Genomic DNA, 24,954 nt, shown 5'->3' with positions numbered 1-24,954 from the left:
ATGAAAAGACCGTGAGCCCAGCCGGACTCGTCGTCGGGCGTAGCGCTGCAAGCAGAGTACTGACAGTCGGCGCGTGGCGGGCTGTGCGCCGTTCAGCCCGCGGCCGCGGCTTTCCCGGCCCGGCGGCCGTAAAAGCTGCCGTCGCCGAGCGAAGCCCCACTGACGTAGCCGTACGCGCACAGCCCCGACGTGCAGCGACCCGCCGCGAACAGCCCGGCGATCGGCTCACCGCTGACGTGCAGCACCCGCGAATCCAGGTCGGTGCGCAACCCCCCGAGGGTGAATCCGGCGGTGAACCCGCGCAGGTCGAAGCAGGCGAGCGAACCGGTGATCGGGCGCACCCATTCGGGTTTCTTGCCGAGCAGGGGGTCGCTGCCCTGCTCGGCGTGCTGGTTGTAGGTGGCGACGGTGGTCTGCAGCGTCTGCGCGGGCAGCCCCATCTCGGCCTCGAGCTCGGCGACCGTCTCGGCGACCCACTTCGGCTGGAAGCGGAAGAACGGGGTGGCGCTCTCGGTCGCGAGCGCCTCCTCGAGCGAGGCCTCGTCGATGATCAGAAACGCCTGGTTGTCGTTCTGCAACAGCGTCGCCTGACCGATGCGGCCGGGGTAGGTGTCCTCGGTGATGTAGCGCTGACCGCGTCCGTTGACGAGGATGCCGCGCGCCATCATCTGCGGATCGCCGAAGATAGCGACCTCACTGGCATCCATGTGCGCCAGTTCGGCGCCCAGCGCTTGAGCCAGCCGGATGCCGATGCCGTCGTGTTCCTCGATGGCCGCGCCGGGCCTGCCGCTCAGGCGTGGGGTGTAGCGATCGATCATCTCGGTGTCGTAGGCGAAGCTGCCGGTGGCCAGGACGACGCCGCGTGCGGCGCGCACCGCGACCGGCTTGCCGTAGGTGGTGGCCAGCACGCCCACCACCCGGTCCTCGTCGTCGACGACGAGCCGACGGATCCGGGTGTCGTACTCGACGTCGATATCGAGCCCGGCGACGGTGTCGGCGAGCGGCTTCATCAGCATGTAGCCGCCGCTGCGCTCACCGATCTTCTTGCCTGCCAGTTCCGGAACATGGCCGCGTGGAGCGGGTTCGGCGATGTCGAGAAAGGGCGCGGAGTTCTCGCCACCGGAGTACATCAGGCCCTCGTCGTGCGGCGGTTCCCAGCCGGGCTCACCCCAGAACGACTCTTTGAACGGAACACCGCAGTCGACGAGCCAGTTGTAGTGCTCGACGCTGCCCGCGCAGTAGTCGTTGATCTTCGCCTCGTCGACACCGGGCCCGAGGGCCGCGGTGAGGAAGGTCGCCATGTTCTCCGGGGTGTCGTCGAATCCGAGCGCTTTCTGCAGCGGTGTGCCGCCACCGAGATAGACGAACCCGCCCGCCAGCGCCGCGGCGCCGCCCCAACCCCCGGTGCGTTCCAGGATGAGGACCTTCGCACCCGCTCGCGCCGCTTCGATCGCCGCGCACACGCCGGCGATGCCGAAGCCGGCCACCACCACGTCGGCCTCGAAATCCCAGTGCGTCACCTCGCTCGCGCGCAGCGGGCGGACGGTGTCGATCCGATGGGGCTGTTCGCTCACGGGTTCCTCCGGTGCTCGGGGTGCGGGCGTCACAGCCCATGACAGGAATGGTGCCGTCAACCGCGCCACAAAACAAGAACGTGTTACAGATTCTCCCGCCCAGCGGGACACTCGTGTACCGATCGGCTCCGGTACGGTGACGGTCGAAGGCGACATCGACGAGATCTGGTGGTGATGTGATGAGCGCGAACATTCGAGACATTGCGGTGCAGACCCTGACGGGCGAGGACACCACGCTGGGCGAGCTGGCGGGTGAGCGGGCCGTGTTGCTGGTCAACGTTGCCTCCAAGTGCGGCCTGACGCCCCAGTACGGCGCCCTGGTGGAGCTGCAGAAGACCTACGGCGAGCGCGGTTTCACCGTGATCGGCTTCCCGAGCAACCAGTTCATGGGCCAGGAGCCGGGCAGCGCCGAGGAGATCCAGGAATTCTGCTCGGTCACCTACGGCGTCGATTTCCCGCTGCTGGCCAAGGCCGACGTCAACGGCGCCGACCGGCACCCCCTCTACGCCGCCCTGGTCGAGACAGCCGACGCCGAAGGCACGGCGGGCGACGTGCAGTGGAACTTCGAGAAGTTCCTCGTCGGCCGCGACGGCACAGTCGCCGGCCGGTTCCGTCCGCGCACGACCCCCGACGCCGACGAGGTCGTGCGGGCGATCGAAGCTCAGCTCTGAACTACTGAGCGTTCGCCAGCAGCGCGTACTGCGCTGCCGCCTGCTGGCGAACTCCGGCGGGTTCGGCCCCGCTGACGAACGCGCCGTAGCGGCGGTAGCTCACATAGCAGCGGGTCAGCGCAGGCGCGTTGCCCGCGCGACGTTCGGCACACCGCGCCCGCGGAACGCCCTCGGGCGCCGACACAGGATGCGCGGCCGCGCTGAGCGTGTCATGCCAGGCGGTGCCGAAAGCCTCGGCCGCGGCGTCGTCACGGAATCGGAACAGCGTGGTGCTGTAGGAATGCGCCACGCCGTCCACGTCGCCGCGATCCCAGGCCGCACCGAGCTCGACGGGCTCGGTGGGGCGGTAGTGCCGACTCGCGCGACCTGTCCACGGTGCGAACTCACGCGAGGAGATGGCGATCTGCTGATTGGCCGGACCGGGAATCAAGGTGCGGCGCAACAGATCGTCGGGGTCGCGGGGTAGTTCGGCGATCCGGTCGGGCGCGGTCGGGGTGAAGGCGTCGAGGAGCGGGATCTGGGCATCGAGGACTGCCGCGACACGCTTGGCGAGTGCGTCGATGTCGGGCGAGGGATGCTGGAGGAACAGGCTCACCACGATCTCGCCGTGGGCGAAGGTCGCCCCGATCGTCTTGATACCCGGTCGCCAATGTGCGTGTGCGGCAGCGTAACCGGGGATCGGTACCGGCTGGTTGTCCGGGTTGACCCCGAAGTCGGTCGCCTCGAGTTCCCGTGCCGCCTGCTCGGCGATCGTGGCGCCGGGAAACCGCAACAGCACCACCCGGGTGATCCGCGCGTCGGTCTCGATCGCCGGTGTGGCCTTGTCGAACGGCCGGGAGCCCTCGGCGATGTCGAAACCGACGATCATCCGATGCCGTTCCAGTACAGCGAGATTGACATTCGAGATCGCCGAGGCATCCGAGGCCCGTCGTGGCGTGTCCAGGACATCTGTGCCCCAGCTGTGGGTCAGCGCCGGGTCGACGTCGTGCGGAAACACCACCGCGCCCGCCATCCGCAGACCTTCCAGAATCGGCCCGTCCGTGGACTTTCGGCCCGTCTCGATGTCGGCGGGCACCGTCGTATAGCTGCCCACGTCGAGGGACCGAACATCGATCTCACCCGGCATCGCGGCGCCGTCGACGGTGCCGCAGCCGACCAGCAGCACGGCGAGCGTGCCCAGGGCCAGTCGCGCGGTCACAGTGGTGCGGTGCTCAACCATTGGTCGATCATCTCCTGATGGGTGTGGCCCTTCCAGTACACCTGGAGCAGCACGGTCGAATACGGGGCGGCGTCGAATCGCACCAGCAGCCATGGTCCGGTGGAGCCGTTGAAACTGTGCACGGTCAGCGAATTGCCGTACCTCGACCGCAGTTGCCGGGTCGCTCCGGCCGGCAGCGTCGCTACGAACCGCCCGACGGTCTCGGCGTCCTCGTGTGCCATCACCTGCAAGTTGATGCCCTCACGATCGGTGCAGTCGAACCCTGTGTCCCACACCGCCTCCGGGCTCTTCGTCGCGAAACTGCACCGCAAGCCCCGATACCCCGCACTGTCCGGACTCGCGGGGAGCAGGTCGGGGAACATCGCGATAGTCGGCCGCGCCGCGGCCCACGCGTCGACGGTCGTGGTCGGGGCGACGGTCGTCGTCGGAGCCTGGCCGGTGCTCCCGGAATCTCGACTCACGAGGATCGCCGTCACGATCGCGAGCGCCGCGACCACCCCGACCGAGCCCGCCGCCCACCACGCCGCGTTCCCTCGACGAGAGCCCGCCACAGCAGAGCCGTCGAGGCCCACCCGATGGTCCCCGCCGAACGCTCGGCCGCCCGCGACCCGGCCTCCCTGCGGACCGCGTCCGCCCACTGGCATCACCTGCGGCCCTTGATCTCCGGGCCAGGAATTGTCGGCGGGGCCGGTCATCGGGCGCAGCGCAGCGATTCCGGTCGTCAGCGCTGTGGTCGCCGCCGCGACCATCTCCGCGCAACTGGCGAAGCGCTGATCCGGATTCTTGGCCAGCGCCCGCGCGAACACCGCGTCCGCAGCGACGGGTAGACCCGGCACCATCTCGCTGATCCGCGGCACCGGGTGCATCAGGTGCGCACCGATCAACGCACCCGCGTTGGTGGCGGTATACGGTGGCCGACCGGCGAGCAGGTGAAACAGCGTGCACGCCAGGGAATACTGGTCCGAGCGCGGGCCCGCGGCACGGCCGTCGAGCTGCTCGGGTGCCGCGTACCGCAGCGTCGCCACCAACGTCCCGGTCCGGGTGAGCGCGGTGCCCTCGTCGATGGCCTTCGCAATGCCGAAATCGGTGAGCAGTACTCGTTCGTCGCCGCGGCCGGCACTCTCGCTCAGGAGAATATTGGCCGGTTTGACGTCGCGGTGCAGCAACCCGGCCGCGTGGGCGCAATCGAGGGCCTGCGCCGTCGACCGTGCGATGTGCAACGCCCGGTCCGCTGCCAAAGCCCCTGTCCGCAGTGCCGATTCCGCGTCGCTGCCCGCGATGTACTGCATCGCGATCCACAGCCGCCCGTCCTCGCTGCCCCGATCGTGGATTGCCACGATGTTCGGATGATCGAGCCGCCCCGCGAGATCGGCCTCACGCTCGAACCGGCCACGGAACACCGGATCCGCCGAGTACGACGAGTGCAGCAGTTTCACCGCGACCAGTCTGGACAACCGCGGGTGCCTGGCGGCGTACACACTGCCCATCCCACCCGACCCGAGCACCCGCTCGATGCGAAAACCGGCGAAGATGTCACCGGCGCTGAGCTCGTGCATGGTGTCACGCTAGCTCAGGACCGGTGACCTCGCGATCGGCACACTCAGCGGCCGATCCTTCGCACGGCGACCGCGGCCGAGGCGGCGGGCGATCACAGAGCCGGTCACGATCAATTGCAGTGCGGCCTCGTCGGTATCGAGGCTGGAGCGGACGCCTGCCCGTCATCGATTCGGGCATCGGGGACGGTTCGAGTATCCGGATCATGTTCTGATCGTGGGACGGGTAGGCCTGCGGGAACAGGAGTCCGCTGATGCGGGTACCCTGGGTACCCGGTTCCATGCCCGCCCCGGCTCGTGTCGGAATAGCTTGTCTGCCAACGTAACCGATGCTCTACGCTGGATTCGACCAGTCGGCTCCGATGCCCGAAAGGCGCTCCCCGATGTCGCATTCTTCTGCCGCCTACCCCAGCTCTGTCCCGGTCGGGGTCGACACCACCCGCGCGAGCATCGCGCGTGTCTACGACGCCGCACTCAACGGCAAGGACAACTTCGACGTGGATCGGCAGGTGCTCGACCAGGTCCGCACGGTCGCGCCCCAGGTCAACGACCTGGCGTGGGCCAACCGTGACTTCCTGATCCGCGCGTGCCGGTTCTTGGCCCGGGCGGGCATCGACCAGTTCCTCGACCTCGGATCGGGTCTGCCCACCGCGGAGAACACCCACCAGGTGGTTCAGCGGGTGAATCCGAAGTCCAAGGTCGTCTACGTCGACAACGACCCGTCGGTGCTCGTGCACGCACAGGCGTTGCTGGCCAGCAACAACCGCACCCGCATCGCCGAAGCCGACATCTTTCGACCCTTGGAAGTCCTCGGCAACGCCACGGTGCGCCGCGAACTCGACTTCACCCGACCCCTCGCTCTGTTCCACATCGGCACCCTGCACCACTACCTGGGCGAAGACGGCCCCGCCCTGATGCAGACCTACATCGACGCACTGCCCTCGGGTTCGTTCGTGGCCATCGCCCACTTCTACGATCCGGAGACCCCCGAATACAGCGGGCTCGCCCAGAAGATGGAAGAGAAGTTCATCCACAGCCCGATGGGTAGTGGACGCTTCCGCACCCGCGACGAAATCCAGGCGATGTTCGGCAATCTCGAGATGATCGAGCCCGGCCTCGTCCGCTGCGACGACTGGTGGTCCGACGGCCCACACCTCACCCCGCTCTCCGACGTCCGCCACTGCATCGTCGGCGGCGTCGGACGCAAGCCCTAGACGCCGCGTCGATTCGGGTACGAGTACCTGGATCGGGGGTCGGCGCGGTGAGCCCATCGGTGGGACTCACCGGCGACAACGATTTCGGAGAGTAGGCCGCAGCGGCTGCGCGGCCGGACACGGACCGCACCCTATGCTGTCGAGCGTGGCACGCACCGAAGGAACTCGAGCGCCCGGTCGCCCGGCCGCGGCCAGCCGTGACGCGGTGCTGGACGCGGCCGTCGCGGCATTCCTGGCGGGAAAACGGGTCGACGCGAATGCCATTGCCGCCCAGCTCGGTCTGGGCCGCACCAGTATCTACCGGTGGTTCGGATCCCGGGACGGGCTGCTCGGTGCCGCCTTGGCGCGCCAGCTCGAGCGCATGGTCGCCTACGCCGAACGGCGCAGCACCGCCACCGGCGGGGAACGGCTCGTCGAGATCCTCGACAACGCCATTCACTGGCTGGTCGAGGACGGTTCGCTGCGCACCTACTTCGACCAGGAATCCACCGCGGCATTGCGCGTGATCACCCGCAGCGACGGGGTGGTGCACCCGGCGGCGGTCTCGATCGTCGAGGGGCTGCTCGAACGCGCCGAAGGGCAGGGATATCGGCCGCCCATCGATCGTGCCACCCTGGCATACGCGCTGGTCCGGCTGTGGGAAGCGTTCCTGTACAACGACGCCGTGGCGGGCTTCCAAGGTGACGTCGAGCGGTTGAGCCGCGTCCAGGCCGCTCTGCTGCGGGCATGAATACCGCAACGTTTCTCAGATGAGTGGACATTCGCTGCTCACCGTCCACCGCGTCGAGCAACCGGGTGATGTAGATCACCGTCCGGGTGTGTCACGGCTGTCGGTTTTCGGTGTCGAAAGAGGTGTACCAGTCATTCGACACCCGCCCCTGTAGGGGCGCGAAGGGATCACTATGCGCAGGCACCTTCGCTCGGACGCACCCGACCCCGGTCGGCCGGTATCTCGACGGGCGCTGCTCGGGGGTATCGCCGCGGGGATCGCGCTGGCCTCCTGTGGATACGGATCGCCCGACAAGAAAGGCCAGATCGTGAAGACCGCTGAAGTTCTCGGCTCGCACATCTCCTACACCGAACTCGGCGCCGGCGACCCGCTCGTGTTCCTGCACGGCAACCCGAGCTCCTCGCATGTGTGGCGCAACATCCTGCCCCACATCGCTGACGGGCGGCTGCTGGCGCCGGATCTCGTCGGCATGGGCAGATCCGGTAAACCCGACATCGGCTACACCTTCGCCGACCACGCCCGCTACCTCGACGCCTGGTTCGACGCCCTCGACCTCGACCGTGTCGTCCTCGTCGGCCACGACTGGGGTGGCGCGCTCGCCTGCGACTGGGCCGCCCGCCACCCGGAAAGGGTGAGCGGACTGGCCTTCTTCGAAACCATCATCAAACCGATGGCATGGGAGGAGCTTTCCCCGCAGGCACGCGCCCGGTCCGAATCCATCCGGACCCCGGGCATCGGCGAGGAGATGGTGCTCGAGCAGGACCTGTTCATTCGCCAAGCCTTCACCGGGGGCGTGCTCGATCCCGTGGACGAGGCGGATCTGCAGGCCTATCTCGCGCCCTACCCGACCCGGGACAGCCGCAGGCCCATCCTCGCCTGGGCGCGCCAGATGCCGCTCGGCGGTGATCCCGCCGAGCTCGTCGCTCGCATCGAGGCCTACGACCGGTGGCTGGCGACCAGCACCGGCACCCCGAAGCTGCTGATGACATTCGAAGGTTCCCCCACCCTGCTCATCGACGAAGCGATGGCCGAGTGGTGCCGACACCACATCGCGGCACTGGACGTCGTCGCTTGCGGCCGGGCCGGACATCACGCCGCCGAGGACCGCCCCGACGAGATCGGCACCGCGATCGCCCGATGGGTGCAGCGTCACGCCCTCACCGCAACACCGAACCGGTGAACGTTGCGCCCACCCCGCCGCAGGTGGACGATCTATCGATGACCGACGACGCGACCGACCTCAGTTCAGTCGACCCGAGCGAGGTCGCGCTCGTCGCCGAAGCCGTCGACGGTGACGCCGACGCGGCCGCGGAGGTGATGCGCAGGCTGCAGGATCCGATCTATCGGCTGGCGCTGCGGATGACCGGTCGGCGCGCCGACGCCGAGGACGCCACACAGGAGATTCTCCTGCGTGTGTTCACCAGGCTCGCCACGTGGCGCGGCGAGGCGAAACTGCTCACCTGGGCGTACCGCATCGGCGTCAACCACCTGCTCGATCAACGAAGGCAGTCGATACAGGAGGCGGCGCAACTCAGCCTCGACGCGTTCGGTGACGCGCTGGCCGAGGGATTGGCAGCCGACCACCGGGAACCCGACGCGGAGTTGCTCGCCACCGAAGTTCGCCTCCAGTGCAGCCAAGCGATGTTGCAGTGCCTGAACCGTGCCGAGCGAATCGCGTTCGTCCTCGACGACGTGTTCGGTGTCGGATCCGCCGATGCTGCCTGGATTCTGGACCTCACACCCGCCGCCTACCGAAAACGTCTCGAGCGGGCCAGGAAGCGCCTGCGCGCATTCTTGACCTCGACCTGCGGGCACGCGAGCGAGCAGGCCCGATGTCGGTGTTCGCGGCGTATCGCCCACGCTGTGTCGACCGGGCGGATAGATCGGCAGCGGCCAGAACTGGCCACCCACCCCGTCACCAGCTCGGGCCGTAGCGCTGCGGAAGCCGAACAGCAGATGATCGCGCTACACGACGCCGCGGCGGTGATCCGCGTTCATCCGGACTACGCCTGCCCCGACTCGAAAGTGAACGCCGTTGCCGGTCTCGTGAAATCCAGACAGTTCTCCTTGCTGTCCGGCGAATCCGGGTAACCCGCCGGCCGCGGTATCCCCTGCGCCCCTACGCGGTGCCGACGCTCTTGGTCTCGCGCACGCCCGAGCAGTACCACCCGGCAATGGCTTCCAGGGCCGACTGTCGCGGAATCGGTTGCCGCATACGGTGCCATTCACCTGCCGCCGCCAGGGTTGCCCCGATGAGGCCGAATGCGAGCAGGCGGGTGCGGTGCCGGCCGACGTCGTCCGGATGCAGATGAGTGGCCAGGGTGGCGACGAATTCCGCTATGGCAGCGGCGATTCGGGACTCGACAGCGGGGTCGCCGATGGCGGCGGCACCGAAAACCAGCTCCGGCGTGGAGTGCGGGCTCGATTCGACCAGATCGAACAGCAGCGTCACCGTGCGCCGGACCCGGTCGAAATCGGAAGTTGTCTCGTCACGGACATCGCGCAGCGTGTCCGCGAGCTCGTCGAGGTAGTCGAGGATCACCGCGAGGTAGAGCTCACTCTTGGTCGAGAAGTGCCGGTAGAGCACGGGTTTGGTGACATCGGCGACGGCGCTGACGGTGTCCATGTTCGCGCCGTGAAAGCCGTGCGCGGTGAAGACCGTCCGCGCAGCGGTGAGAAGCCGACCGCGCCGGCCGCGGTTCCGTGGAGCCGTCGCGAAGGAAGTGCTCATGTACTTGATCCCTGCCTCTATTTGATACACACACAACTCTATGTAACATACTGGACCATGCAACTGGCCTTCACCGAGGACGAGCTCGCCTTCCGCGACGAGCTGCGCGCCTTCTTCCGCCGTGAGATCCCCGCAGACATCCGTCGGCGCCACCGGCACATGCACGAGCTGAGCAAGAACGACTACGTCGCCACCCAGCGCATCCTCAACAACGCCGGGCTGGCCGTACCCCACTGGCCCACCGAGTGGGGCGGCCGTGACTGGTCGGCGGTGCAGCACCACATCTGGCATCACGAAATGCAACTCGCCTCGGTGCCCGAGCCACTCACCTTCAACGCCAACATGATCGGCCCGGTCCTGGCCGAGTTCGGCTCGCAGGAGCTCAAGCAGCGTTTCCTGCCCGCGACCGCGAACCTCGACATCTGGTGGTGCCAGGGCTTCTCCGAGCCCGACGCCGGGTCCGACCTGGCCTCGCTGCGCACCGTGGCGGTGCGTGACGGTGACGAATACGTGGTCAACGGACAGAAGACCTGGACCACCGCCGCCCAGAGCGCGGACTGGATGTTCTGCCTTGTTCGCACCGACCCCACGGCGCCGAAGAAGCAGGCCGGGATCTCGATGCTGCTGTTCCCGATGGACTCCCCGGGCGTGACCGTGCGGCCGATCGAGCTGATCGACGGCGGCTTCGAGGTCAACGAGGTGTTCCTGGAGAACGTGCGCGTTCCGGCCGATCAGCTGGTCGGCCAGGAGAACCACGGCTGGACCTACGCCAAATTCCTGCTCGGCAACGAACGCACCGGCATCGCCGCGGTCGGGCAGACCAAGGTCCGCCTGGAGCTGGCGAAGGAATACGCCGCCCAGACCAGGCTCGGCGCCGGCACGCTGCTCGACGACGCCGCCTTCGCGGCCCGGATCGCCGATCTCGACAACGAACTGCTGGCGCTGGAGCTGGTGCAACTGCGGGTCGCGGCGAGCTCGAGCGGCGGCGCCCCGAACCCGGTGTCCTCGATTCTCAAACTGCGTGGCACCGAATTGCAGCAGGCCGTCACCGAGTTGCTCGTCGACATCGCGGGCCCCGCCGCCGTCGCCCGGGTGGGGGAGACCGACGACTGGGCGCGCCGCACCGTCGCCGGCTACCTGAACTACCGCAAGACTTCCATCTACGGAGGATCGAACGAAGTGCAGCGCACCATCATCGCCTCGACGATTCTCGGACTGTGAGCAACCGCTATGGATTTCACCTTCACCCCTGAGCAGACCCTGCTGCGCGACACCGTGCGCAGCGTGTTGACCCGCCACTACACCCCCGAACGCCGCGCGGAGGTCATCGCCGACGATCCCGGCTGGGATCCGAAGGTGTGGGCTGCCTTCGCCGAGATCGGTGTGCTCGGGCTGACCGTGTCGGTCGACGACGGCGGCATCGGCGGCGGCCCCATCGAAACGATGCTCGCCCTGGAGGAACTCGGTCGCACCCTGGCGCCGGAACCGGTCTTCGACTGCGCCTTGCTGCCCGCCCTGGTGATCGGCCGGGCGGGCACGCCGGACCAGCGCGCACACCTGCTGCCCGGCATCGTCGACGGCGAGCAGCTGTTCGCCTTCGCGCATGCCGAGCCCGGTGTTCGTTGGCCTTACCCGCGATGCGAAACCCTGGCCGTGGACACCGGTGGTCGGTGGACGCTGACCGGCCGCAAAAGCCCTGTGGCCTATGGAGATCGGGCCGACCGGCTGATCGTCTCAGCCGTCGTGCCCACCGGCGAGACCGCGCTGTTCCTCGTCGATGCCCGTGACGCGGCCGTCGTGCGCACCGCTTACCGCACCTACGACGGGCGCCGTGGAGCCGACATCGAATTCCGTGGTGCGTCGGCCGAGCTGCTCGGCACCGACCTCGACGCCGCTGCGATCATCGACGAAGCCGTGATCACCACCCAGGCCGCACTGGGTGCCGAAGCGGTCGGTGCCATGGCCGAGGCCTTGCGCCTCACCACCGAATACCTGAAGACCCGCAAGCAGTTCGGTGTCGCGCTGCGTACCTTCCAGACCCTCACCCACCGGGCCGCGGATATGTACGTCTGCCTGGAACTGGCCCGCAGCATGAGCTTGTACGCGGTGATGTCGTTGGCGGACGGAGCCGTCGATCCCACCGTGGCCTCCCGCGCGAAACGTCGAATCGACCTCTCCGGCAAGCACATCGGCCAAGAGGCGATCCAGCTGCACGGCGGGATCGGAATGACCGCCGAGTACCCGGTGGGCCACTACACCGCCAGGCTCACCACTATCGAGCACACGCTCGGCGATGCGGGCGACCACCTGCGCTACCTGTCGGGTCCGGCCGCCGAGCACCGGAAGGCGGAAATCTGATGCGCATCCGTGGCGCGGTCCTCGACCACCACGACCGGCCGAGGCCCTTCGCCACGTCGCGCCCGATCGGGGTCTACGACCTCGAACTCGACGATCCGGGCCCGACCGAGGTACTGGTCAGGATCGAAGCGGCCGGTGTGTGCCATTCCGATCTCAGTGTGGTCGACGGCAATCGGGTGCGGCCGCTGCCCATGCTGCTCGGTCACGAGGCAGCGGGCATCGTGGTGGCACTCGGCGACCAGGTCGACGATCTGGTCGTCGGTGAGCGGGTGGTCATGTCGTTCCTGCCGCGCTGCGAACGCTGTGCGGCGTGCGCCCGCGACGGAGCGCTTCCGTGCACCGAAGGGACCCGGGCGAATACGGCAGGCGAACTTCTGCACCATCCCGGCAGGCTGACCAGGGCCGGACAGCCTGTGCGCCATCATCTCGGCGTCTCCGGATTCGCCACGCACGCGGTGATCGACCAGGCTTCGGTCGTCGCGGTCGGCCACGATGTGCCGCCGGAGGTGGCAGCACTGTTGGGATGCGCCGTCCTGACCGGCGGCGGCGCCGTGCTCAATGTCGCCGACCCGGGGCCCGACGACGACCTGATGGTGGTGGGGCTGGGCGGTGTGGGCATGGCCGCGCTGCTCACCGCGACCGCGATCGGGGTGCGGCGCATCGTTGCCGTCGACCGCCTGCCCGCCAAGCTCGAGGCCGCCCGCGACCTCGGTGCCACCGAAACCTACACACCCGAACAGGTTGTGGCGGAGGGTATTCGGGCACGCTACGTGATCGAATGCGCCGGTCATCCGGCCGCGTTCGAAACCGCCTTCCTGGCCACCGCCCCCGGTGGAACCACCGTCACCGTCGGCCTGCCTGCGCCGTCGGCCACCGTGACCCTGTCACCGCTGATGTTCACCGCGCAGGCGCGCACCGTGGTCGGGAGCTATCTCGGCTCGGCTGTCCCGGCACGCGACATCCCTCGCTACGAGCAGATGTGGCGGGCAGGCAGGCTGCCCGTCGAGAAGCTGATCTCCGCCCGTATCGGGCTCGACGATCTCAACGAGGCCATGGATCAGCTCGCCGACGGTGCGGCCGTGCGTCAGGTGATCGTCTTCGCATCGGGCACGGAGGCACGATGAACCCCATCCTTCCCGACCTTCCGGTCGCCCAGTTCCTCGGCGGCCACTGGGTCCACAGCACGACCACGATGCCCGTGTGCAACCCCGCCACCGGCACACAGATCGCGACCGTCGCCGACGGTGACCAGGCGTCAGCCCTGGCCGCCTTGGACGCCGCCGCCGCGGCGCAAGCGGATTGGGCGGCCACCGATGCGCGCCACCGCAGCGACATCCTGCTGCGCGCGTTCCACCTGCTGCACGCCGAAGCCGACCGGATCGCCCGCACGATCACCCTGGAAATGGGCAAACCGCTCGCCGAGGCGCGCGGCGAAGTCGGCTACGGCGCCGAATTCCTGCGCTGGTTCGCCGAGGAATCCACCCGCGGTAGCGGAGCCTACTTCCGCGCACCGAGCGGTGGCCGCCGCATCGCCGTCCGGAAACAGCCGGTCGGCCCGGTTTTCGCGATCACACCGTGGAACTTCCCGCTGGCCATGGTCACCCGCAAGGTGGCTCCCGCACTCGCCGCGGGCTGCACCGTCGTGGTGAAACCGGCTCCCCAAACTCCGCTCACCGCACTGGAATTCATGCGGATCCTGGTGGAGGCAGGAGTGCCACCCGGAGTCGTCAACTGTGTGACCACCTCGCGCGCCCCGCTGGTGTCGGCGCCGATCCTCGCCGACCGACGGTTACGCAAGCTCACCTTCACCGGCTCCACCGCCGTCGGCCGCGCGCTGCTGGCACAAGCCGCGCCAGGAGTCCTGCGGGCCTCGATGGAACTCGGCGGCAACGCCCCCTTCGTCGTACTGGAGTCCGCCGACCTGGACAAGGCCGTCGACGGCGCGGTGCTGGCCAAGCTGCGCAACGCCGGACAGACCTGCGTCGCCGCCGACCGCTTCCTGGTTCATCGATCGCGAGCAGCGGAATTCACCGAACGGTTCCTCGCCGCCGTCGCCGCACTGCCGGTGGGCGACGGACTCGACGAATCCACCCGCATCGGACCCGTGATCGACGGCGCGGCAGTCCAGCGGATCACCGCACTCATCGACGAAGCGGTGACCCAGGGCGCACACCTGCACACCGTCGGAACCGACACCGACGCGCCCGGCCACTTCCTGCGACCGGCGATCCTGACCGACGTCGACACCCGAACCCGCCTCTGGAATTCGGAGGTCTTCGGCCCCGTCACCGCGATCCGCACGTTCACCGACCCGGCAACGGCGCTGCGACTGGCCAACGACACCGACTCCGGCCTGGCAGGCTACGTCTTCGGCGAAAACCTCGGCGACACCCTCGACTTCGCCGAAAACCTCCAGACCGGCATGGTCGGCGTCAACACCGGCGTGATCTCCGACCCCGCCGCCCCCTTCGGGGGGATGAAGTCCTCCGGTCTGGGCAGAGAGGGCGGCAGCACCGGGCTGGAGGAATACCAGGAACTGCAGTACCTGGCCATCGCCCGCTGACGGGCCGCAGGACGAGCAATCGGCTGTGCTGTCGCCCGGAGCCGGATCGGTGCGCAGCAGTTGCCAGGACTGCGCGGGCGACGATGCCTGCTCTGGTAGTCAGCGGAGGCCGGCGAACAGGTCGGTCTCCTCGGCAGGGGCAGATTCGACGCGGTTGACTTGGCGAACAAAGCTCTCGGTGGCGAAGACCAGCTGCTGGAGTTCTTCGGACAGCTGCAGGAACGGCATACTGTCACCTTGGCTGGCGTGGGCTTCGAGCGCCTTGACCTTGCGCCGGACGTAAGGGGCTACGTCCACCACGGTGGTGATCTCCGCCATCGGTGTGCCGAAGTCCTCCGGTGGCTCGAAATCACCCAAGTCCTGCCCGCTCGCCTTGAAGGCCGCGAACAGTGTGTTGACCGATTCGCGGGGGATGGCAGTGTAGTAGAGCTTGTCCGGGATGCCCGAGGATTCCGTAGCCGCCAAGGCGATGCGGTTGGCCTGGATATGGTCGGGGTGACCGTAGTTCCCGTTCTCGTCGTAGGTGACGACGACCTGTGGTCGGTACTGCCGCATGAGCTCCGCCAGCCGGGTCGCGGCCTGCTCGACCGGAGTGTTCCAGAAGGCCTCGGGATCGTCGTTGCCGTCCCACCCGTCCATGCCGGAGTCGCGGTAGCCGAGCAGTTCGACGTGCTCGATACCCAGCAGCGCCGCCGACTCGCGAAGTTCGGCGAGTCGTTGTGCCTTGACCGCGTTCGCGTCGTGTCCCGGATTCCCGGGCTTGATCCCGCCCGGGCCGTCGCCCTGCTCACCGTTGGTGCAGGTCACCAGGACCGTCCGAATACCTTCCGCGGCGTATCGCGCGAAAATCCCGCCGGTGCCGATGACTTCGTCATCCGGGTGAGCGTGTACAGCCATGATCGTCAGTCGGTCAGCCATGAGTCCTCGTGGGTCGATGCGATGGTTCGCTGTTTGCGTTGTCCCACCTTGAGAAGTATCGTCGGCCGCTTTTTATTTCTGTGGGCCACGCACCAGGCAATGTTCTCGTGACGACGATGAGACCGCCGTAAACCGTGAGCTTGCCGAGAGAAAGGAAGCGCAGCGTCCCACCCATCCAGGTACCCGCGCTGCCTGGATACCGGGATCGGTATCGGCGACGATGGTGGGATCAGTGAAGTGGTCGCCATGCGCTCGGTGCGCACCGAGCGCCGAGCCCAACTCGGCGCGTTCCTCACATCGCGTCGCGCCAAGATCTCGCCGAGTGATGTCGGTCTGCCGCCGGGTCCGCGCCGACGTACGCCCGGCCTGCGCCGCGAAGAAGTCGCGCAATTGTCGGGCATCGGGGTCACCTGGTACACCTGGCTGGAACAGGGCCGACCGATCAACCCCAGCGTCCAGGTACTCGATGCGGTGGCGCGCACCCTCGGTCTCGACCACACCGAGAAGGCGCATCTCTACCAACTTGCAGATGTGCCGTCGGTACCCGCGCCGCCGGTGCCGTCGACGATGCCGCCAGGCCTGCCGATGATCTTGGACCAGCTCTCACCGCTGCCCGCTGTGCTGCTCGATTCCAAGTACGAGGTCCTGGCTCACAACGTCTCCTACCGCGCACTGTTTCCTGCCCTCGCCGACCCGGACGGCAATGTCCTGCGAACGGTGTTCCTCACGCCCGAGTGCTGCAATCCCTACCAGCACAACCTCGACGACAAACACCGCATGGTCGCTTACTTGCGCGGCGCGTACATCCGACATCTCGCCGACCCGATCTGGCAGGGGCTGGTCGACGAGTTGTGCGGGGCCAGTGTCGAATTCGCCGGCATGTGGGCCCGCAACGACGTCGCGGTGCCGGTGAACCTGATCAAGGTGGTCCAGCACCCCGCTGTGGGCGATCTCGCGATGCACCTCACGATCATGGCGCTGCCCGCCACCGACGGCGAGTGGATCCAGATCTTCACACCCATCAACGAGGCCGAGGCCGAGGCCGCGAAGTTGTCCGTGCTACTGGCGATGTCGAACGAAGCGCGTCTGCGACCGGTCGACGAGCATCGGCGGCGCTTCCACACGGTCGGCTGACCTGGGGCAACGGGATCGGCCACCGGGTCTCAGATATCCGAAATCGGTAGTGCGTCCGGAGGACTCGCGAATCGAATTCCTCGGGTACTATCGCCGACGGGGGAGCACGAGATGAACAATGGTTTCGGCTGCCCTGTACCGATATACCACCATCTCCAGGGGATGAAACTTGATCGACATGACACCGAACCCCACCTCGCGTCGCCGCTTCTCGCGACGTTCCGGCATCACTTCGGTCGTCGCGGTGGCGGCGGTCTGCGCGGCCCTCGTCACCGGCTGCACAAAAGACGATTCGGCCACCACGGCGGGCCCGGCGCCCACCGGCCAGCTGCCCGAAGGCGCACAGCTCGTGAAGGAGTCGGCGAAGACCACGCAGACCCTGCACAACGTGCACCTGAAGATCAACGTCAAGAACCTGCCCGACCTGCCGGTCGAGACGGTCTCCGCCGACGTGACCAACGAGACCCAGGGCTCCGGCGCCGCGATGGGTGAGGCGAAGGTCAAGCTCACTCCGGAAGCCGAATTCACCGAGGCGAAATTCCTCGTGGTGGACAAGGTCCTCTACACCCAGGCCGGTGGCCGTTACGTGCCTGCGGGCCCGGCCGAGAAGGTCTACGATCCGGGCGTCATCCTGGACAAGGACAAGGGCATCGCGAATGTGATCGCCAATATCCAGAACGCGAAGACCGAGGGCCGCGAGGTGATCGACGGCATCAACACCGTCAAGGTCTCGGGCACCATCGACGCCGCCGTGATCGATCCGATCGTGCCGCGCATCGGGCAGAACGCGGGCACCATGCCGATCACCGTGTGGATCCAGGACACCGCCCCGCCCGCATCGGATTCCACCAAGCCCTCGGACGCGCCCTCCACCGGCGACGGCCCGAATCTTGTTCGCGCCGTGGTGAAGAAGGACCAGGGCGAGGTCACCGTCGGCCTGTCGAACTGGGCCAAGCCGGTCAACATCATCAAGCCCGCCGGCTGACATCTACCGGTAATACCGGATCAACCCACACCGGTCCGGGGTCAGCGGAGCCTGGCACGTAGTGCCCTCCGCAGCCCCGGGCCGGTGTGTCGTCTGGGTGTCGTCGGCGGTAAGCGAATCACGCACGCACGAGTGCGCATCCAATAAGAGAATGTTCAGCGAGATGCAAGGCGCCACAAGGACTATACGTGTCGGGACGCTGGTCGGCAGGCAACACGCATCGGACGCCGATCGGACACGGAGGAAGAACTAATGACGATCGATGATCGACCTGATGAAGCCGAGCGCGAGCTCCCGCCACCGCCCGGCCCGGGGGGTCGGCCTCCCGTCAACAACGTATGGGTTTATAACGGCAGAGCCTACGACCTGAGTGACTGGATCTCCAAGCACCCGGGCGGTGAATTCTTCATCGGCCGCACGAAAAATCGTGACATCACGTCGATCATCGGTTCCTACCACCGTGATCCGGAAAAAATCGCGCGGATGATCGAGCGTTACAGTCTCGGTCGCGATGCCATTCCCGAGGACATCCACCCGAAGAACAACGCCCCCGATTTCCTGTTCAAGGATGGCTTCAACAGCTGGGACGACACGCCCAAGTACAAGTTCGACGACAAGTCCGATCTGCTGCACCAGGTGAAGGCCCGGCTGAAGGAGCCGGAGCTGGCGGCGCGACTGAAGCGGATGGACCGCGCGTTCAACATCGTTGTCGGCGTGCTGATCTTCGCCTATGTCGCCGTGCAGGCGCTGCGCCTCTACGACACGAGCTGGATGCCGTTGCCCGCCTTCGTGATCGCGATGGTGCTGCTGCGCAGCTCGCTGGCAGGCTTCGGCCACTACGCGATCCACCGCGCGCAGAAGGGCTGGAACAAGTACGCGGTCAACGCGTTCGACATGAACTATGTCGCATTGTCCTTCGTCACCGCCGATGGCCACGCACTGCTGCACCACCCGCACACCCAGAGTGAAGTCGACATCAAGAAGAACGTCTTCACGATGATGATGCAGATCCCGCGCCTGTATCGGGTGCCGGTGCACACGGTGCACAAGTTCGGGCATCTGTTGACGGGCATGATCATCCGGCTCCTCGATGTCTGCCGGCTCACCCGCAAGGTGGGCATCAAGGACATGTACGGCAGCTGGCGTGGCGCGCTGCCGCACTTCATCGGCTCGTTCGGGATGCGGTTGCTGCTGGTGGCCGAGTTCGTCGCCTTCGCTGTCGCGGGCGACCTGTTCGCCTGGGGCTTGCAGTTCGTGATCACGCTGTGGATCAGTACCTTCATGGTGGTGGCCAGCCACGACTTCGAGATCCCGACCGAGGATCTGCACGTCGAAACCGAGGACTGGGCGGTGAACCAGCTCGAGCAGGCCTACGACCTGACCGTGGTCGGCAACAAGTACGTCGACTGCTTCCTCTCGGCGGGCCTGAGTTCACACCGTGCCCATCACGTACTCCCGTTCCAGCGCAGTGGTTTCGCCAACATCGCCTCGGAGAACGTGGTGCGTGAGGAGGCCGCGAAGTTCGGTGTGGAGTGGCTGCCCGCCAAGAGCTTCTTCGGAGACCGTTTCCCCAAGCTGTGCCGAACCTATCTGCTCGCGCCCTCCCGTGCGGCCGAGGAGAACCGGTGGGGATTCGTGCGCGAACACTGCGCACCCTCGGCGTTGAAGACCTGCGTCACCTATACCGCGCAGGGCTTCTCCGGCATCGGAACCGTCTGACCCGGCCGTTGCCACATCTGTTCTGTCTCGAAAGGATTTGTGCCCGTGTCTGTTTCCCTTGACCTGCTCCGCACGCCCGATGTCGAGCGCGGGCACGACCTGCTACCTCCCACGCCGCCGACGACCGTCGGCGTGATCGAAGCCGTCGCCACCGGGTCACCCTCGCTGCTCGTCGATCAGGCCGAGAACGCGGGGCGGGTCGCCGAACTGTTCTCGGACCCCGTTCAGCGCCAACGTATCCCGCGGATCTACGCCAAGACCCGGATCGACACCCGGCACCTGGCCATCGACCCGCTCGACCCCGAGTTCCTCGCGTTCAGCCGCACACCGGGCACCATCCGGGAGCGGATGAACCTGTTCCTCGAGCACGCGGTGCCGCTGGCGGTCGACGTGGCCCGACGCGCGGTCGCCGGCCTGGAGAACCCGGCCGACGACATCGGCCAGCTGATCTTCGTCACCAGCACCGGCTTCATCGCCCCCGGCGTCGACGTCGCGGTGGTCAAGCAACTGGGTCTGTCGCCGACGGTCGGCCGGATGGTCATCAACTTCATGGGTTGCGCCGCGGCCATGAACGGTATCCGCGCCGCCGTCGACTATGTCCGGGCGCATCCGGACAAGAAGGCGATGGTGCTGTGCATCGAATTGAGCTCGGTCAACGCCGTGTTCGACGACGACGTCAACGACGTGATCACCCACAGCCTGTTCGGTGACGGTTGCGGTGCGGTGGTGATCGGCGCCAACCAGGTGCACAAGCCGCTCGCTGCCGGCAGCGTCGTGATCCGCGACAGCTTCAGCCACCTGTTCGACGACGCCGAGGACGGCATCGTGCTCGGCGTGAAGGACACGGCCATCACCTGCGAGCTGGCGACCGACCTGCCCGACTACATCTATCGCGGTGTCGATCCGGTGGTCTCGGAAGTGCTGGCGCGCAACGGGCTCGGCAAGTCCGACATCGAGTTGTGGGCGATCCACCCCGGTGGACCCCGCATCATCGAGGAGTCGGCGCATTCGCTCGGCATCCCCGCCGAGGTGGCGGCGCCGAGCTGGGAGGTGCTCGCCGAGCACGGCAACATGCTCAGTGTTTCGCTGATCTTCGTGTTGGAGCGGATGATCCGCGACACGCAGACGGCGGCACCGATCTCGACCGGTGTGGCGTTCTCGTTCGCACCCGGTGTCACCCTCGAGGGCATCGTGTTCGATGTCATCCGCAGCTGAGAGCGCAAAGTCATGCATCTGCTCCGTTTTCTCGCCGCGCTGTCGCCGGCCCGGATCGCGGCGGTCGTCGCCGCGGGCCTGATCTGCGGCGCCGCCAACACCTACTTGGTGACGCTGATCAACGCGGTCGTCTCGCCGCGGCCGCAGCCGGACAACCTGCTGGTCCAGTTCGCGGCGACGGGTCTGGTGATCCTCGTCAGTGGTGTGCTGTCGCAGGTTCTGCTGATCCAGCTGTCCCAGGACGCGATCTATCGGCTGCGCAGTGATCTGAGCTCCGGAATCGTCTCCGCCCCACTGGAACACCTCGAACGACTCGGCATGCATCGGCTGATGGCGACGCTCACCGAAGACGTGCGCTCGCTGTCGCAGGCCGTCACCGCCATTCCCTCGATCTGCGTGGACGTGGCGACCATCGTCGGCTGCTTCGTGTTCCTCGCGGTGGTCTCGGGTCCGATCTTCGCGGTCACGGTGGCGGGCACGCTGGTCGGCATCGCGTGTGTGGAAATGGTTCTCAAGCGGGTCCGCGGAATCTACCGGGAAGCCCGCGAGAACGAGGACGCGCTGCTGCGATCGTTCCAGGCCGTCACCCTCGGCATCAAGGAACTGAAGCTGCACCGTGGCCGTCGCCGCGACTTCATGGACCGGCACCTGCTCGGTTCGGCGGGGACACTGCGCGATCAGAACACCGACGCGGGCTCGAAGTTCTCCTACGCACAGGGCTTCGGCCAGGCGTTGCAGCTGGGCACGATGGCGCTGATCCTGTTCGGTATCGCGGCCGCACTGGATCTGCCGCGCGAGACGATGGTCGGCTACGTGCTGGTCACCACGTTCCTGGCGATGCCGATGCAGAACTTCATGCACCGCATCCCCGATCTGCTGCGCGGTGACGTCGCACTCGACAAGATCCGGGCGATGAACCTGTCGATGACGACGCTGCACGACGAGGAGTCGCTGCCGTTCACCGAGCGTCCGGGGGCGGGGGAGGCCAAGCTGGAACTGGCCAACGTCAGCTACGTGTATCGCTCCGAGGCGCCGTCCGCGGTGCCGCCGCCACCGGGATCGCACGGTCCGGGCGGGCATCCGCCGCGTCCCGGGATGCCACCGCGTGAGGGCAACGGCAGACCACCGCATCCGCATCCCGCCCACCCCGGTGCGCATCCGGGTGGTGCGCAGGTGGATGTCAACGGCAAGAGTTGGGTCGACCACGGTGGTACCGATGTACGCCCGCTGGCACCGCCGCCCGAGCTCGACGAGTCCTCCGACACCGGTTTTCGGCTCGGCCCGATCGACCTGGTCTTCGAGCCGGGCCAGATCACCTTCATCGTCGGAGGCAACGGCAGTGGGAAGTCGACGCTGGCCAAGCTCATCACCGGTCTGTATGTGCCACGCACGGGGTCGTTGTCGCTCAACGGGGAGAGGATCGACCACGACAACATCGAGTGGTACCGGCAGAATTCGTCGGCGGTGTTCACCGATTTCCATCTGTTCGAGGACTACCTCGGCTTCGACCGTCCCGGTATCGACGCCGATGTCCAGCGGTATCTGGACGAGTTGCAGATCGCGCACAAGGTGACCGTGCAGAACGGGCGGTTGTCGACCGTCGATCTGTCGCAGGGGCAGCGCAAGCGCCTGGCCCTGCTCACCGCCCTGCTGGAAGACCGGCAGATCTACGTCTTCGACGAATGGGCCGCCGACCAGGAACCGCGCTTCCGCGAGGTGTTCTATCGCGAGATCCTCACCGACCTGAAGCGCCGCGGCAAGACCGTCATCGTGATCACCCACGACGACCGGTACTTCGACTGCGCCGACCAATTGGTGAAGCTCGACTTCGGTCTCGTCGCCGCGTAGGGCGTGAACGCCGGTCCGCTCGGGCCGGCGTTTTCGTGTATCAGGCGATGTCGCGGTACTCGGCGAGGTAGCCCGACATCGGTGGCCGGTCGGCGAGGCTGACCTCCGACGGTGTTCGCCGCCAACCGGTTTCCTCGGGCAGGAACTGAACCAGGCCGATCCCGGAATCGCGGATGCCGAGTCGGTCGAGCAGTGTCGCCACCACTTGGCGGGCGATCACCGCGAGTTCGTGCGTTGGCCGGTTGCGATGGACCCGGATCCCGAGGTCGACCTGGGCGATGGCCGACAAACCACGCCGCTGCCAACAATCCAGCAGGATCCCGATCTCCGCGCCGTAACCGCCGGCGATGGAGATCTGCCCGAGAAACGCCCGGGTGGTGGCACATTCGCCGCCGAGCGGTTGGATGATCTCGGCCAGCGCGGGCGCGAGCGCGGTGAGCAGCGGGCGCGCCACCAACTGCGTCACCCGGCCACCCTCATCGGCTATCGGCCTGCGATAGAAGCCCTTCACCAACGCGATACCGGGGTCGGCGAGCAACGGTGCGAGCAGGGTCGGCACGAACATCGGATCGGGTTCGACGAGGTCCGCGTCCAAGAAGACGATCAGATCGCCGGTACACACCGCCATCGACCGCCACAGCAGCTCACCTTTGCCCGGCCGTGTCGCCACGGCGGGCAATGCCTCCTGACCGGTGTGGACCGCGGCCCCGGCGTCCCGTGCTCGGGCGATGGTGCGGTCGACGGACCCGGCGTCGATCACGATCAACTCGTCGACCAACCCACCGAGCAGCGGGCGAACAGAGGCAACGACCCCGGCGACGGTGTCCTCGTCATCGAGCGCGGGTACCACCACCGAGACCCGACGACCCGCCTTGCGATCGATCAGTTCTCCGACATCCATCCGGCCAGTCAACGACACAGTCGCTGTCGCCGCTACCCGTGCGCGCCGATCCTGTGACCGACTCCAACGGATTTTCGACGGTGCTTGGTCATAGCTACATGCCCGGGGTCGTTCACCGAGCGCGCAACGCCACCAGGCCGTGCGGGTACCGTGGGGTTCATTCGACCGGCGGAGGGGCACGATCATGAGTGGGAGCGCGACGACGATGGTCGAGGTGTCCAAAGGTTCCAAAACCGATCTGGTCGACGGGCAGTACACGGTGCGACTGGATCTCGACAGCCCGGCCGGGGCGGTGGACATCGCCGCGGTGCTGCTGACCGCCGACGGCAAGGTGCGCTCCGACGCCGACTTCGTGTTCTTCAACAACCCGGCTGCTCCCGGTGTCCGCTTGGAGTCCGATGCTGTTGTGGCGGTCGATCTTTCGGCATTGCCCGCCGAGATCCACCGAGTGGTGATCACCGGTAGCACCGAGGCGCAGGGGATCCGGTTCGGTGCGGTCACCGGGCTGCGGGTCTCGGCGGTCGGCACGAGCCAATCGGTGAGTTTCGTGCCACCGGGTCTGGACTCCGAGACGGTGCTGCAGGCTGTCGCGCTGTATCGCCGGGGGAGCGGGTGGCGACTCGACGCGATCGGCCAGGGGTACAGCGCCGGGCTGGCGGCGTTCGCCACCGATCACGGCATCGACGTCGACGCGGAAGACGAACCGGCCGACACGCCTGCGCGGGTGACCGAAGTGCCTGCACCCCAGAGCGTTACGCCCCCTGCCTCCTCGATAGATCTGCGCAAAGTCGATGTCGTCCTGACCAAGGATTCTCCGGACCGTCGCGCCACCATCGACCTTCGCAAGGGCGATCCAGGCTATGTCCTGACCGTCGGCCTCGAATGGGACGGCCGGGGCGCGAAATACGATGCGAACGGCCGCGTCACCGAATTCGGTGTGGGCGACCTGGACGTGTACTTCTTCTGCCGCAACGAGATCACCGGCGACTATGTAGTCCTCAGCGGCGAGCAGGGCCACCAGGGCGACATCACGAAGTGGCCGTTCGTCCACCACCAGGGTGACACCCGCGGCCCCGGCGCCAACAACCTCCCCGCCACCGAACAGGTCACCGTCCGCCCCACCGAAAACGGCGACCTGCTGCTCAACGTCTACCAATCCGTCGACAACGGCGCAGGCGCCATCGACAAATTCGGCAACCCTCGCGTGCGCGTTCGTTACGGCCGCCCCGGCCCCGACGGCCTGCCCGACAAGGACGCCGACCAGATCACCGTCGTCATCGGCAACGGCAAAAGCTCTTTCTGGGCCACCGTCGCCCACATCGACGTCCGCGACGGCATCCTCACCGTCGACGGCACCATCCAGTACAGCCGAGCCTTCAGCGAACGCATGCCCGTCCTCGACACCGACGGCTCCTGGGTCCGCTCCGCCAAGAACGGCCCGGTCGGCCGCAGTAAGAAGGCCAACGGCCTGGGCTTGAGCCGCTACGAAGGCCAGTGCCCCGCCCCGCGCTGAGCGGGAAAACTACCGGGCAGCACCGCGACTGCGGCACCGGTTCGAACAGTGCGTCGATGCCGGGAGACGGCGGTCGTATTCGGGCTTGCACCTGACGTAAGGTCAGGT

At 67.1% G+C, this 24,954-nt stretch carries 21 protein-coding genes; 15 read left to right on the top strand and 6 right to left on the bottom strand.

Features of this window, described 5'->3' with window-relative positions:
- Positions 1–92: 92 nt before the first annotated feature.
- Positions 93–1,574, bottom strand: a complete 1,482-nt coding sequence (locus ACFWUR_RS25155) for an FAD-dependent oxidoreductase (protein ID WP_378910045.1) — start codon at positions 1,572–1,574, stop codon at positions 93–95.
- Between the two features lie 179 nt (positions 1,575–1,753).
- Between ACFWUR_RS25155 and ACFWUR_RS25150 the strand changes: the two genes are divergently transcribed.
- Complete coding sequence (locus tag ACFWUR_RS25150; RefSeq protein ID WP_378910043.1) at positions 1,754–2,245, top strand: glutathione peroxidase; 492 nt, start codon at positions 1,754–1,756, stop codon at positions 2,243–2,245.
- Position 2,246: 1 nt separating this feature from the next.
- On the opposite strand, the gene ACFWUR_RS25145 is transcribed toward ACFWUR_RS25150, so the two are convergent.
- Positions 2,247–3,464, bottom strand: coding sequence for a hypothetical protein (locus tag ACFWUR_RS25145; RefSeq protein ID WP_378910042.1), 1,218 nt, complete (start codon positions 3,462–3,464; stop codon positions 2,247–2,249).
- Positions 3,440–5,020, bottom strand: a complete 1,581-nt coding sequence (locus ACFWUR_RS25140) for a serine/threonine-protein kinase (RefSeq protein ID WP_378910041.1) — start codon at positions 5,018–5,020, stop codon at positions 3,440–3,442. Before ACFWUR_RS25140 ends, ACFWUR_RS25145 begins: the two co-directional genes overlap by 25 nt.
- 380 nt (positions 5,021–5,400) lie before the next feature.
- Between ACFWUR_RS25140 and ACFWUR_RS25135 the strand changes: the two genes are divergently transcribed.
- The 4 genes from ACFWUR_RS25135 to ACFWUR_RS25120 all read left to right on the top strand — a co-directional run bounded on the left by ACFWUR_RS25135 (position 5,401) and on the right by ACFWUR_RS25120 (position 9,052).
- Positions 5,401–6,231 carry an SAM-dependent methyltransferase gene (locus ACFWUR_RS25135; RefSeq protein ID WP_378910039.1) on the top strand — a complete coding sequence of 277 codons (831 nt, stop codon included), beginning with the start codon at positions 5,401–5,403 and terminating at the stop codon, positions 6,229–6,231.
- A gap of 145 nt (positions 6,232–6,376) precedes the next feature.
- Entirely contained in the window at positions 6,377–6,961 is a 585-nt protein-coding gene (locus ACFWUR_RS25130; RefSeq protein WP_378910038.1) for a QsdR family transcriptional regulator, read from the top strand.
- Positions 6,962–7,133: 172 nt separating this feature from the next.
- Positions 7,134–8,141 (top strand): haloalkane dehalogenase, encoded by a 1,008-nt coding sequence (locus ACFWUR_RS25125; protein WP_378910036.1) that lies wholly within the window; start codon positions 7,134–7,136, stop codon positions 8,139–8,141.
- 38 nt (positions 8,142–8,179) lie between these two features.
- A complete protein-coding gene (locus tag ACFWUR_RS25120; RefSeq protein WP_378910035.1) occupies positions 8,180–9,052 on the top strand; it encodes a sigma-70 family RNA polymerase sigma factor in 873 nt (290 codons plus the stop codon).
- 28 nt (positions 9,053–9,080) lie between these two features.
- Here the strand turns inward: ACFWUR_RS25120 and ACFWUR_RS25115 are convergent, their stop codons facing one another.
- The gene (locus ACFWUR_RS25115) at positions 9,081–9,692 is read right to left on the bottom strand and encodes a TetR/AcrR family transcriptional regulator (protein ID WP_378910033.1); all 612 of its coding nucleotides are present in this window, start codon (positions 9,690–9,692) and stop codon (positions 9,081–9,083) included.
- Between the two features lie 57 nt (positions 9,693–9,749).
- Here ACFWUR_RS25115 and ACFWUR_RS25110 point away from each other — a divergent pair, with 57 nt between their 5' ends.
- The 4 genes from ACFWUR_RS25110 to ACFWUR_RS25095 are packed head-to-tail and all read left to right on the top strand — an operon-like array spanning position 9,750 to position 14,613.
- Positions 9,750–10,913: an acyl-CoA dehydrogenase family protein gene (locus ACFWUR_RS25110; RefSeq protein ID WP_378910032.1), complete on the top strand. Its 1,164-nt coding sequence runs from the start codon at positions 9,750–9,752 to the stop codon at positions 10,911–10,913.
- A 9-nt stretch (positions 10,914–10,922) separates the two neighbouring features.
- Positions 10,923–12,050, top strand: coding sequence for an acyl-CoA dehydrogenase family protein (locus ACFWUR_RS25105; RefSeq protein ID WP_378910030.1), 1,128 nt, complete (start codon positions 10,923–10,925; stop codon positions 12,048–12,050).
- A complete protein-coding gene (locus ACFWUR_RS25100; protein WP_378910029.1) occupies positions 12,050–13,174 on the top strand; it encodes a zinc-binding dehydrogenase in 1,125 nt (374 codons plus the stop codon). Before ACFWUR_RS25105 ends, ACFWUR_RS25100 begins: the two co-directional genes overlap by 1 nt.
- Positions 13,171–14,613, top strand: a complete 1,443-nt coding sequence (locus ACFWUR_RS25095) for an NAD-dependent succinate-semialdehyde dehydrogenase (protein WP_378910028.1) — start codon at positions 13,171–13,173, stop codon at positions 14,611–14,613. The genes ACFWUR_RS25100 and ACFWUR_RS25095 overlap by 4 nt, the downstream gene beginning before the upstream one ends.
- A 99-nt stretch (positions 14,614–14,712) precedes the next feature.
- Here ACFWUR_RS25095 and ACFWUR_RS25090 read toward each other — a convergent pair whose 3' ends face one another.
- The gene (locus ACFWUR_RS25090; RefSeq protein ID WP_378910027.1) at positions 14,713–15,531 is read right to left on the bottom strand and encodes a PIG-L family deacetylase; all 819 of its coding nucleotides are present in this window, start codon (positions 15,529–15,531) and stop codon (positions 14,713–14,715) included.
- Between the two features lie 246 nt (positions 15,532–15,777).
- On the opposite strand from ACFWUR_RS25090, the gene ACFWUR_RS25085 reads away from it, so the two are divergent.
- The 5 genes from ACFWUR_RS25085 (at position 15,778) to ACFWUR_RS25065 (ending at position 22,432) form a co-directional block, all read left to right on the top strand.
- Positions 15,778–16,665, top strand: coding sequence for a helix-turn-helix transcriptional regulator (locus tag ACFWUR_RS25085; RefSeq protein WP_378910172.1), 888 nt, complete (start codon positions 15,778–15,780; stop codon positions 16,663–16,665).
- 178 nt (positions 16,666–16,843) lie between these two features.
- Positions 16,844–17,650, top strand: a complete 807-nt coding sequence (locus ACFWUR_RS25080; protein ID WP_378910026.1) for an LppX_LprAFG lipoprotein — start codon at positions 16,844–16,846, stop codon at positions 17,648–17,650.
- Between the two features lie 252 nt (positions 17,651–17,902).
- Positions 17,903–19,369: a fatty acid desaturase gene (locus ACFWUR_RS25075; protein WP_378910025.1), complete on the top strand. Its 1,467-nt coding sequence runs from the start codon at positions 17,903–17,905 to the stop codon at positions 19,367–19,369.
- 45 nt (positions 19,370–19,414) lie between these two features.
- Positions 19,415–20,584 carry a type III polyketide synthase gene (locus ACFWUR_RS25070; RefSeq protein ID WP_378910024.1) on the top strand — a complete coding sequence of 390 codons (1,170 nt, stop codon included), beginning with the start codon at positions 19,415–19,417 and terminating at the stop codon, positions 20,582–20,584.
- A 12-nt stretch (positions 20,585–20,596) separates the two neighbouring features.
- The gene (locus ACFWUR_RS25065; protein WP_378910023.1) at positions 20,597–22,432 is read left to right on the top strand and encodes an ATP-binding cassette domain-containing protein; all 1,836 of its coding nucleotides are present in this window, start codon (positions 20,597–20,599) and stop codon (positions 22,430–22,432) included.
- 40 nt (positions 22,433–22,472) lie between these two features.
- Here ACFWUR_RS25065 and ACFWUR_RS25060 read toward each other — a convergent pair whose 3' ends face one another.
- A complete protein-coding gene (locus ACFWUR_RS25060) occupies positions 22,473–23,333 on the bottom strand; it encodes a glucosyl-3-phosphoglycerate synthase (protein ID WP_378910022.1) in 861 nt (286 codons plus the stop codon).
- 184 nt (positions 23,334–23,517) lie between these two features.
- Here ACFWUR_RS25060 and ACFWUR_RS25055 point away from each other — a divergent pair, with 184 nt between their 5' ends.
- Positions 23,518–24,846 carry a TerD family protein gene (locus ACFWUR_RS25055; RefSeq protein ID WP_378910021.1) on the top strand — a complete coding sequence of 443 codons (1,329 nt, stop codon included), beginning with the start codon at positions 23,518–23,520 and terminating at the stop codon, positions 24,844–24,846.
- Positions 24,847–24,954 lie beyond the last annotated feature (108 nt).

This window comes from Nocardia sp. NPDC058633 (assembly GCF_042717045.1).
In the GTDB taxonomy this organism is placed as follows: Bacteria; Actinomycetota; Actinomycetes; order Mycobacteriales; family Mycobacteriaceae; genus Nocardia.
Note: the sequence above shows the minus strand (reverse complement) of the source record. Positions and strands in the feature narration are given on the sequence as shown.

Excerpts from the sequence above, each read along its gene's own strand:
- ACFWUR_RS25055 (WP_378910021.1), top strand. The coding sequence starts at position 23,518 with ATGAGTGGGAGCGCGACGACGATGGTCGAGGTGTCCAAAGGTTCCAAA.
- ACFWUR_RS25075 (WP_378910025.1), top strand. The coding sequence starts at position 17,903 with ATGACGATCGATGATCGACCTGATGAAGCCGAGCGCGAGCTCCCGCCA.
- ACFWUR_RS25085 (WP_378910172.1), top strand. The coding sequence starts at position 15,778 with ATGCGCTCGGTGCGCACCGAGCGCCGAGCCCAACTCGGCGCGTTCCTC.
- ACFWUR_RS25135 (WP_378910039.1), top strand. The coding sequence starts at position 5,401 with ATGTCGCATTCTTCTGCCGCCTACCCCAGCTCTGTCCCGGTCGGGGTC.
- ACFWUR_RS25105 (WP_378910030.1), top strand. The coding sequence starts at position 10,923 with ATGGATTTCACCTTCACCCCTGAGCAGACCCTGCTGCGCGACACCGTG.
- ACFWUR_RS25140 (WP_378910041.1), bottom strand. The coding sequence starts at position 5,020 with ATGCACGAGCTCAGCGCCGGTGACATCTTCGCCGGTTTTCGCATCGAG.
- ACFWUR_RS25095 (WP_378910028.1), top strand. The coding sequence starts at position 13,171 with ATGAACCCCATCCTTCCCGACCTTCCGGTCGCCCAGTTCCTCGGCGGC.
- ACFWUR_RS25065 (WP_378910023.1), top strand. The coding sequence starts at position 20,597 with ATGCATCTGCTCCGTTTTCTCGCCGCGCTGTCGCCGGCCCGGATCGCG.
- ACFWUR_RS25145 (WP_378910042.1), bottom strand. The coding sequence starts at position 3,464 with ATGGTTGAGCACCGCACCACTGTGACCGCGCGACTGGCCCTGGGCACG.
- ACFWUR_RS25120 (WP_378910035.1), top strand. The coding sequence starts at position 8,180 with ATGACCGACGACGCGACCGACCTCAGTTCAGTCGACCCGAGCGAGGTC.
- ACFWUR_RS25080 (WP_378910026.1), top strand. The coding sequence starts at position 16,844 with ATGACACCGAACCCCACCTCGCGTCGCCGCTTCTCGCGACGTTCCGGC.
- ACFWUR_RS25125 (WP_378910036.1), top strand. The coding sequence starts at position 7,134 with ATGCGCAGGCACCTTCGCTCGGACGCACCCGACCCCGGTCGGCCGGTA.
- ACFWUR_RS25060 (WP_378910022.1), bottom strand. The coding sequence starts at position 23,333 with ATGGATGTCGGAGAACTGATCGATCGCAAGGCGGGTCGTCGGGTCTCG.
- ACFWUR_RS25150 (WP_378910043.1), top strand. The coding sequence starts at position 1,754 with ATGAGCGCGAACATTCGAGACATTGCGGTGCAGACCCTGACGGGCGAG.
- ACFWUR_RS25115 (WP_378910033.1), bottom strand. The coding sequence starts at position 9,692 with ATGAGCACTTCCTTCGCGACGGCTCCACGGAACCGCGGCCGGCGCGGT.
- ACFWUR_RS25090 (WP_378910027.1), bottom strand. The coding sequence starts at position 15,531 with ATGGCTGACCGACTGACGATCATGGCTGTACACGCTCACCCGGATGAC.
- ACFWUR_RS25110 (WP_378910032.1), top strand. The coding sequence starts at position 9,750 with ATGCAACTGGCCTTCACCGAGGACGAGCTCGCCTTCCGCGACGAGCTG.
- ACFWUR_RS25100 (WP_378910029.1), top strand. The coding sequence starts at position 12,050 with ATGCGCATCCGTGGCGCGGTCCTCGACCACCACGACCGGCCGAGGCCC.